Source organism: Candidatus Burkholderia verschuerenii (assembly GCF_001189365.1).
In the GTDB taxonomy this organism is placed as follows: Bacteria; Pseudomonadota; Gammaproteobacteria; order Burkholderiales; family Burkholderiaceae; genus Caballeronia; species Caballeronia verschuerenii.
On sequence record NZ_LFJJ01000271.1, the window covers coordinates 1 to 5,487 of the forward strand.

Annotated in this window: 2 protein-coding genes and 2 pseudogenes; all 4 read left to right on the forward strand. The window is 54.4% G+C overall.

Annotated features, from left to right (window positions below; genetic code table 11):
- Positions 1-540: 540 nt before the first annotated feature.
- The 4 genes and pseudogenes from BVER_RS34720 (at position 541) to BVER_RS35400 (ending at position 4,004) form a co-directional block, all read left to right on the forward strand.
- Positions 541-912: a hypothetical protein gene (locus tag BVER_RS34720; RefSeq protein ID WP_232316850.1), complete on the forward strand. Its 372-nt coding sequence runs from the start codon at positions 541-543 to the stop codon at positions 910-912.
- 456 nt (positions 913-1,368) lie between these two features.
- Positions 1,369-1,722, forward strand: a pseudogene (locus BVER_RS30845) (Mu transposase domain-containing protein); the annotation flags it as partial.
- Positions 1,723-2,501: 779 nt separating this feature from the next.
- A pseudogene (locus BVER_RS35395) lies at positions 2,502-3,509 on the forward strand (glycoside hydrolase family 27 protein); the annotation flags it as partial.
- Positions 3,510-4,004 (forward strand): NPCBM/NEW2 domain-containing protein, encoded by a 495-nt coding sequence (locus BVER_RS35400; protein ID WP_369094843.1) that lies wholly within the window; start codon positions 3,510-3,512, stop codon positions 4,002-4,004.
- Positions 4,005-5,487: the final 1,483 nt, after the last annotated feature.

Consider the following 5,487-nt stretch of genomic DNA (forward strand, 5'->3'; position numbering starts at 1 on the left):
CGCATTCTTCATCCATGGCCTGATCGGCGCTTTGCCGTCAAGCACTCAAGGTAGGAGCCCGGTGCCTAAATTGGGCACGCCGGGATCTGTGCGGGGGGTGTTCAGTAATGGACATCCCTACCGCAATCCCGCAATCGGTTCGACATTTCCCGACGTGCCCCGGCGCGAGCGTCGTGTGGGCAGGTGGCGAATAACCGCGAGCTCAGCTTGTTTGTCGTCGATCAGTCCCTCACCCGTTACAACGTGGTGATCGACAACATTCGTTTTTTTTGCAAATACATGATCACATGTCGGGGTTCGTCGGACGCCTCGATGCGGTGCCCGAAGAGCTTGCATTGCCACCGGGTCGGTAAATGGGCTTTTGAGAGTGGCTTTGATCGATCAATTGAAGGGTCGCGAACCAAACGTTCGTGCTTAACGCATCCGTAAAAGCGCAACCCGCCGACCTCTAGGATCCGCGTGTCGGGTCGGCACGTAGGCTCGGGCCCGCAGATGCCTGATGGACTTTGCAACGCTTCGTCGGCTTTTGCCGGAGAGAGCATGCTCCGCGCACCGGATGAACATGCGCATGATCAAGGACGTTTTCCGCGACTTGAGTTCGACGGCGGTTGCTCGCATCATCGAATCGCCGCGTCGCTTGGCATTTCCAAGGGCGTGGTCACGAAGTACGTCGGACTGGCCGGCGCCGCCGAGCTGGATTGGGCGAGCGACTGTGATATGGGCGATGGCGAGCTCGAGCGATGGCTTCTTGGCAAGCCCACCGGACCCGCAGCCTATGCGCCGCCCGACTACGGTCGCATCCATCAAGAGCTGCGCCGCAAGGGTGTGACGCTGACATTGTTGTGGAGGGAGTGTCAGCCGGAGTTCGCGAATCGGAAGACCTACCGTTACAAGCAGTTCTGGGAACACTAGAAGGCGTTCACGAAACGGCTGAAGCGCTCCATGCGGCAGATCCATTGTGCTGGCGAGAAGTTCGCGATCGACCTCGCCGGTCCGACATTGCCGTTGACCACAGGGCGTCGCGCGCACATCTTCGTGGCCGCTATGGGCGCACGAGCTATCCATTCGCATGCACCAGGCTGGCCGAGAAGATGTAGGACTGGCTAAGTGGTATCGCCGGCGCGCTAACCTGCTACGGCGGCGTTTCACAGCTGATCGTGCCGGACAATCCGCGCGCGATGATTGCCGATCCCGATCCCTATGAGTCTCGCGCGGGCGACACCATGCTGGACTAAGCGCGTCACTGCGGCACCTCATTTCTTCTTGCACGCGTTCATCGTAGGAAGAGGAGTAGGTTTCATATTGCACCTTGTCCATTAGCTGGAGCGGTTACGTGTCACGGCCAGATTGAAATGTCGCTGTGTCACGGCCATACCCGCCGGCATCTTCGATGGCTTAATCCGGCTCGAGCGACGCGTAAGGGGCTGGTTTCGGTCTGCGGCAACTACAGTATAGCGTGCCGGACCGTACACGCAGGCGCACGCTCGACGTTCACAGTCTGGCGGCTCACGAGATCCATATCTACGAGGATGGCGAACTGCTGGCAGTTCATCCCGTGCTAGAGGGTCGACGGCGAACATCGATGCTGCCTGGCCATAGAGGCTCGAGCCAGCGAAGGCAGCAAGCTGCATGTGCCGCCCAGCCACTGCAGGCGTCGCACGCCGGCCACTGACGCTTTATGACCAGATGGCGAGGCGTCTGGCGATGCAGGGAGGCGTGCATGAGCAACGTTCCAACCTTCACCGGCGAGCGGATACGGCGTTACCTTGTTGGCTTTACACCTGAGGTTTCCTTAGATCGACAATCGAACTCCGCCTTTTTGACGTCGAAATGAAAACGTGCGTTATCCGTTAAATGTGTTCGCTTTTCGTGTGTCTGTTTTTAGTCACGCTGAACTAATCTTAATCGCGGCCTTCGCCGTGTCCTTAGCCAGTTCTTCCGCCTATCGCCATGTCGTCGCCATTTCATCGACGCGAGGTCTGGCTATTCAATTAGTCTTGTTTATTTGGATTGCTATCTATTTCTCAACCCGAGACTTTCTATTATGTGGGAATTTCTGATATATCTCAATAATTGAATAGAACCTTTTTAGATGTTTTTCAGCTGTTAGCAGCTAAGGCAATGTAAAGCCGAAACAAGGAGACGATGTTATGTTGAAGCATTTGGGACAGTTTGGCAGGGTGATAATCGGTGCAGCATTGCTATATGGTTTATCAGGTTGCGACGGCGGTTCATCATCGACTGGGTCGACGGTGGCGAAAGCCGCTGAGGCCGTGTCAAAGTCGGCAGCAGGAACGACAGCGGTATCAACGATGGCGTCTGCCACCGTTGTCGACGAACCGTCCGAACTGGAGCCTGAGGCTGTTGCTGCGTCTGTGGAGAAGTCCTTCCCATCTATCTATAAGGTGTTTGACTCAGCAGGCAAGGGTCGACTTCGGGCACCAAGGTCTGCTCCAATGGGCTGAAATGCGTGGAATACCTTTCGTTGCAACGTCTCGGAGGCGCTTATTAAGTCCGAAGTTGACGCAATTGTCTCCTCGGGCCTCCGGGATGCAGGTTTCAAGTACATAAACCTGGACGATTGCTGGATGGGAGGAAGAGATGCAACAGGTCGTCTAATGAGCAATCAGACGACATTTCCGAGTGGCATCAAAGCACTTGCTCACTACGTCCACGGCAAGGGGATGAAACTGGGAATCTATGAAGCAGGCAATACGCAGACGTGCGCAGTGATCTATAACGGCTATCCTGTGGCGCTAGGAGTTGGAAGTGTAAATCACGAGGCACTTGACGCGCAGACATTCGCCGACTGGGGTGTCGATTACCTGAAATATGACCATTGCTCAGGCCCGGCAGACCGCTTGACATTCTTTACCATGCGGGACGCGCTTGCCGCGACAAAACATAACATCTTTTATTCGGTGAATCTCGATTATCCCGGTACTGGGGGGATGAGCGTGAACCAAATCGCTCACACAGCACGTGTGGCGTTCGATGTGAACGCTTCGTTCGACTCTTTGCTTTCGCAGATCGATGCTTCCAACTCGCTTGCGGGATACGTTATCCCTGGTTACTGGAATGACATGGACATGCTGGAGGTTGGAAACCTCCCATCGGATGACCAAAACAGAACGAATTTTGAAATGTGGGCCATCATGAGTAGTCCGCTCATACTGGGTGGAGACGTCCAGAGTATGCCCGCTTCTACTTTGGCCATTCTGAAAAATTCGGAAGTCATAGCAGTCAGTAAGGACCCGTTGAACATTCAGGCGTCGCTTGTTCGCGAGGATACCCCTGGTCTTCAGGTCTATAGTAAGCCGCTTTACGCCAATGGAGAGCGAGCCGTAGCGCTTCTTAATCGTACCGGGACTGCGGCCGCTATTACTGTTGCGTGGTCCGACCTGGCGTTGAAGAATGGAGCAGCAACGGTCCGCGATCTTTGGGCGAAACGCGATATCGGCGCTTCAACCAGCAAGTACACGGCAACGGTCCCCGCATACGGCGTTGCAATGCTGAGGGTAAAAGGCGAAGAATTTCCCATGCCACGAGGAACTTCGCCGCTCACAGCGGCTTCTCCCATCTACCCGTCGAATAGTTGGGGACCCGTTGAGATAAATATGTCGAATGGAGAGTCGGGAAAAGGAGACGGTACGCCGCTAAGCGTGGCTGGCGTTCCCTACAGCACGGGCTTTGGCACAAACGCTCCTTCCCAGGTAGGTTTTCGCTTGAACGGCACGTGCTCGTCGTTCACCGCGCAGGTGGGCATCGACGACTATTTCAACAGAAAAACGGGCACGGTCGGTCATGGCAACACTGTGTTCGAGGTTTGGGGGGATGGACGATTGCTTAAAAGGAGCGCGGCGGTCAAACCGGGTGCGGCAGCACTGACGTTAAAAGCAGATGTTAAGGACGTGGCGGTTCTAAGGCTGGTTGCGCGCCCTGACGACAACAGCAATTGGTTCGATTATGCGGATTGGCTCACTCCTAGCATCACATGCAAATGATGGGTGGCAGTTGCATTTCGATAAGAGAGGCAAAATGCAACATGTAGTAGAAAGCGAACCAGAATGATGAGCTCGAGAGGCAATGATTGAGGCGCACGGCTCACGCTGACGTTGAAACATGCGCTCCAGCAATAAACGCTGCTAATTCAGTTCAGTCCGGTGACGCTTCGCCGGACTGAACTGCCTTAATGAGAATACGTGGTGGAGTCGATGCAATGCTGTAGAGTTTGATGATCGTCCAAGGTGCTACCAAGCTAGCTCGATTGCCTCATGTAAGCGTCCGAATACGAAGTCTTCCGTGATTGAGAACGGACCGATCAAATTCTCCGCGATAGAAAGAAAGAGAAAACGCAGAGAAGCAGAATGTATTGCAATCCTAATCGTTGTCGGTCATGAGCGCGGTGACTGCATCCGGACATTGATCGCGCAGATACGCCGGACCGAAACCGAACTCTGGTCGAACGCAGAGATCGAGTATCGCGGACCGAGCGCAGAATCTCCCCGTGACAATCAGTCTTGCGTTGCTTTAAATCCCGGTCCGGCTCGGACTGAGTTCGCTTCGCAGAAATCGCACGAGGCGTTGAAATAGGCAACGTACGGGGAGTGGCGCCTATCTTGCGGACGCAGTTTTGAAGCGACCGATAGCGTGCGCCGGATCCACGTTTGGGCAGCACACCGCTTGCGCATCCGTGAATCGGGTCGGGCCCAAATCATCGCAGTCACCGTGTCGTTGCAATGACGGTTTGTCTTCGCTCCCCGTCGCGACGTCGGTGGACAGGAAAGTAAAAAATCCGTGGACGAAGAAGAGTTTGATATTCGTGAATAGATAAAATATTCGGATACCAAAGTAGCTAAACAAAACGTCGACAACTACATGGTCTTGGGGGCTCGCTTACGATAGAACCATGGTTCGGCTGGAAGGGACCAAACGGAGAAAAAAAGGCCGACCCGCGAGCACGTGTCGGCCATAAACTCTAGCTTACCAATCATCCAAGGGGCCTCTTCTGGTAAGTTCGAGCTGAGAGTCTGGAGTAAAGTGCAAAGCAAAGGCTGCCGGCTGCAAGCTAGGAACCGAGATTGTCCTCCGACGAGTCCGTAGCATTAAGGAAAGGCTACTTTGCGTACTAAGATTTTTCGCTCGCGACGCGACTTTAATTAAATGGTGCGTATAGCTGTCCGTTTGCGAAGCCGAGGCCGCAATCCCAGCAAATGTAATTCAAGCTGTTGTTCGCACGGTTTAAATAAACAAAGTGGCATTTGTGGCGTTTCAGTATCTCGGTCACTGATGCGATTGGCAAATCAGGAAAATTTGAGTATGCGGACATAAATTCTGGCCTTTTGGGAGTTCAGGTCGTGCTAGAGGGTAGCCACGTTCCCTCTCGGAAACGCGGCCCCCGAAGAACCGTACGTGCGAGTTTCCCCGCATACGGCTCGAGCACGGCACGAAGCATCTCACTGATGCCGGTTGCGCTTGTATCAGCAC

What these genes read in the sequence shown, in the direction of transcription:
- BVER_RS35400 (WP_369094843.1), top strand. Translation starts at nt 3,510, where the DNA reads ATGCTGAGGGTAAAAGGCGAAGAATTTCCCATGCCACGAGGAACTTCG.
- BVER_RS34720 (WP_232316850.1), top strand. Translation starts at nt 541, where the DNA reads ATGCTCCGCGCACCGGATGAACATGCGCATGATCAAGGACGTTTTCCG.